Here is a 3,497-nt window from a genome sequence, read left to right on the forward strand (position 1 = left end):
TGCAACTCTGAATGTCAGTGGCCAAAATGGCGGTGGAAATAGTGACAGTAGTTTCATTGATGATGCATTTGGCGCTACCAAAGAGCTATTCGGAGAAGCTGCGGAAGGTTTATCTTGGCGAGTTAATGCAGTTGTAGATGGTGTGTCAGAAGACTTTTCTGATGGTTTTTGGGAAGGAGTTGTTAGGTTTACTGGCGGAAGAACTGATATGAGTAAATCCGAAGAGTTTACTCAAAACTTTATGAGAACCAGCATAGTCGCTGGACCTATAGCTGATTTGGATAAAAAAGCTGTAGGTCTAATATTTGGTAGTCAGTTTGCTACAAAAAATGGTGGTATGACCTTTGGGCAGTGGGCTAAATCTGGGTTTAAGACAGCTGCACATATGCAAACTAGAGCAGCTACGGCAGCATATGTGGGTAGGACGGCTTTATTAAATGGAGCAGTAACTACTGTTGCGTATGCAGGGGGTAATGCGGCTGGCAGCGCTTTACGAGTTTATATGAATAGAGCAGCACGTAGAGCTTCGAACTATTTTAATGACAATGAATTTGCAAATTAGTAGGTGTTTACATGCAGATAAGACGTATTGCAAGACTCGGAACAGGTTTTCTTTCATTCTGCTTTATTTTAGCTTCTGTTGCGATGATAGATTTCATGATCGATGACGGTGTAAATATGGTGGTGGTAGCTTCATTGCTTGCATTCATATTCGGTTCGTATCTTTTTCTTTATATGACTATCAAAGGAAGAGTACCGAAAGGCTTTACTTGGTTAGAATGATTAGTATTTGATATCCCTATTAAAAGCTCGCATCAGCGGGCTTTGATGTCTTAGGCTGCCAGTTCAAATTCTTGGCTGGCTTCAACCTTTTTTGCCTTGGTTTGCTCGGCCTCCAGTGCAGTCTTCTCATCAAGGAATTACACGGCCATGGCTTTATGTCGGTTAACCTTCATGTTACGAGCAAGGATATCGATTCCCTCAAGGTCAGATTGCTTGAAATATCGGATCCCTCAGGGTCAGGTTGCTTGAAATATTGCTTACTCATTGATAGTGATAGTTGTTGAACACCAAAACCCCCACATAGGGGTATTTTTCAAATAGATTTGTCAGTCTATATCAATGCTCTTTAAAAGCGCTGCTCTCCTCGCCAAATCGGCATAAACGGTTAAAAGTGCACTAGGCTCGCTCATTCATATGAATGGGCGCATCTACGACTACAATATTGGCCGGTTTTTGAGTGTTGACCCGTTCATTCAAGGTACTGGCAGTCAGAGTATTAATCCTTATAGCTATTTGATGAATAGACCCTTAGCTGGAACTGATCCTTCTGGCTATGAGGCGGAAATTGAAGTAGCAGATTATATCATTACATGCGGCGCAGGTGTCTGTCCGAATTCCAGCGGCAATTCTGGCGGTGACTCTGGTGGTGATGGAAAAACTGGTAACGGTAACAACGGTGATGAAAGCAATGACGAATCTAATTCAAATGGAAAAGATGATTCTCCTAAACTTCCAAACCCAAGTGAAATAGTCGAAGTAGGCTCACAACAGAGCATAGCAAATAAATCTGCCAGCAGCCCTGTAAACAATGGTATCGGGGCCCTTTCCCATTTCAACGGTGGTGGAGGTGCGGCAACCTCAGGTGAATCTGACAGTACACTGGATAGTATACAAACCGGGCTTGATTTCTTCGGAATGCTTCCCGTCATTGGGGAAGTAGCGGACTTAGCTAATGCGGGCATTTCCCTAGCACGAGGCGATTACCAAGGAGCCGCGCTTTCACTAGCCGCCATGGTACCTATTGTTGGAAATGCGGCAACTGGTGTAAAGTTGGCTCGGAAAGCTACCAAAGTGAGAGGGGGCGCAAAGAGAGGACCAAAAACAGATCCGGATGCGCCGCATAATAAAAAGATTCGTGAAGTTGGCGATCAAATAGAGGCTGCTGGTGGAGTGGTAATCGCTGGCGGAGGGAGACTTCCTGAGCAGTTGGTTAGAACACCCGGTGGAAATAAAAGTGGTCGCAGACCAGACATACTTTACCAAGATTGCAACGGTATGCTATGTGGAATAAATGTTGGGAAAACAAAAGCAGATGGCTCTCCGATTAAGCGTGAACAGCAAGCTCTTGACGACTTGAATAATGCTGGTCTTCCTACTAGATTCGAGCAGTATGATTAGGACGAATGTTATGAAAAAAATAATGATACCGTTTCACGCCACGTTAGAAGAGTTAGTTGAATACATTCATTCTGTTAGCTCCGAATTAGGATTGTTTATTACAGTGATGTCTTTGAGACCTTTCGAATTAAAGGAAATAGAGGGTAAATTATCACTTGATGAACTAAGTGTTGATAGGGATATTCGTGTGCTCTTCAGTGCCAAACGACCTTCTTTGGATGCGTCTTCATCAAACAGGTTTTACGACTCCAACCAAGGAGTTATTGGTCTACATATTGGACGAATGACGAAACAAGGTCTAAAAGAATCAGTCCTAGCTTTTATGTCTGACGACAACAAACATGTAGCAATGGCTAATAAGGTTGCTTCAATCTTGAAAAAAGCCACAAAAGCGGGAGCAATAGCTGTTAATCCGGTTAACGGTGCCGAGGCAAACGCTCGCTCTCATCGCTACACAATTGGTGCGAAAATGCTGTATGAAGAGGGCATAAGATTATTACCTCTGGCAGGGCATAGCTATTTTAAGCTCTCTGAGTAAAACGAATAAATAGAGCATTCGATGGTGTTCAATAATTCAGATCAACTTACATATGTAGTGACTTTCTAGAGGTCTTTCAGAACATCTTAACTTTCATTGGAGGGAATATTTATTTGGCGCACAGCAGTTCTCCAATTTTGGATTACTGTGGTTTACTGCTAGATGTGTTGATATTAAAAGCAGATAGTTTGGCTCTTGGAAATTGACAGATGCACTAGAAAATGGAAAAAAGATGCGCGTCAAAAACATTGGCAATCAATGTAATAATATTGCCTGACTAAATTGTTTGAAAGCACTTGCTTCCAGTGTCCGATATTAATGTGGTCGAAAAGGCCAAATCGCACAACAATAAAATAGGAAATCTACATAATCCCTTGGTAATCACACTAATTCACTTCAGTACACACTCAAATAGCATAAAATCATAAAGTCTAGATTTTCATCCGCAGACCTAGTGCCGCAAAACGTAGCAAGAACTTTTTTACGTTACCATATCGTACCCTTTGCTAAGCCGAAAGGTGGAGATTGGTCGTCGTTAGACGGACTCGGAGCAAGACTCGCCAGCACGGATGACCACATGGCTACGTGTCGCGGTTTTACCGAGCGCGACAAATTACATCAAGGCTGTTTGCTAGTGCAGATTAAGTCGAGACTAATTCAGATAAAGCTTGTGCATATTTGAATTAGTCTCGACTTAATCTGACAATCCTCTTGCAAAAGAGAGAGTTACCCGTTTTGATAAAGGTGTCGAATCTTTATTAACAAAACAAAAAGGTAA

General features: G+C 42.3%; 4 protein-coding genes. All 4 read left to right on the forward strand.

The features are described from left to right. A partial coding sequence (locus ACFO4O_RS16605) for a hypothetical protein (RefSeq protein ID WP_382410566.1) occupies window positions 1–562 on the forward strand: 562 nt, incomplete at its 5' end. Between the two features lie 11 nt (window positions 563–573). Further along, on the forward strand, window positions 574–783 hold the full coding sequence (locus ACFO4O_RS16610; protein WP_382410568.1) for a hypothetical protein: 210 nt from the start codon (window positions 574–576) through the stop codon (window positions 781–783). Between the two features lie 414 nt (window positions 784–1,197). Continuing rightward, window positions 1,198–2,181 (forward strand): RHS repeat-associated core domain-containing protein, encoded by a 984-nt coding sequence (locus ACFO4O_RS16615; RefSeq protein WP_382410570.1) that lies wholly within the window; start codon window positions 1,198–1,200, stop codon window positions 2,179–2,181. Between the two features lie 10 nt (window positions 2,182–2,191). Further along, on the forward strand, window positions 2,192–2,719 hold the full coding sequence (locus ACFO4O_RS16620) for a hypothetical protein (RefSeq protein ID WP_382410572.1): 528 nt from the start codon (window positions 2,192–2,194) through the stop codon (window positions 2,717–2,719). The last annotated feature ends 778 nt before the right edge of the window (window positions 2,720–3,497 follow it).

Source organism: Glaciecola siphonariae, from assembly GCF_042652645.1.
Classification (GTDB): Bacteria; Pseudomonadota; Gammaproteobacteria; order Enterobacterales; family Alteromonadaceae; genus Glaciecola; species Glaciecola siphonariae.

What these genes read in the sequence shown, in the direction of transcription:
- ACFO4O_RS16610 (WP_382410568.1), top strand. Translation starts at nt 574, where the DNA reads ATGCAGATAAGACGTATTGCAAGACTCGGAACAGGTTTTCTTTCATTC.
- ACFO4O_RS16620 (WP_382410572.1), top strand. Translation starts at nt 2,192, where the DNA reads ATGAAAAAAATAATGATACCGTTTCACGCCACGTTAGAAGAGTTAGTT.
- ACFO4O_RS16615 (WP_382410570.1), top strand. Translation starts at nt 1,198, where the DNA reads ATGAATGGGCGCATCTACGACTACAATATTGGCCGGTTTTTGAGTGTT.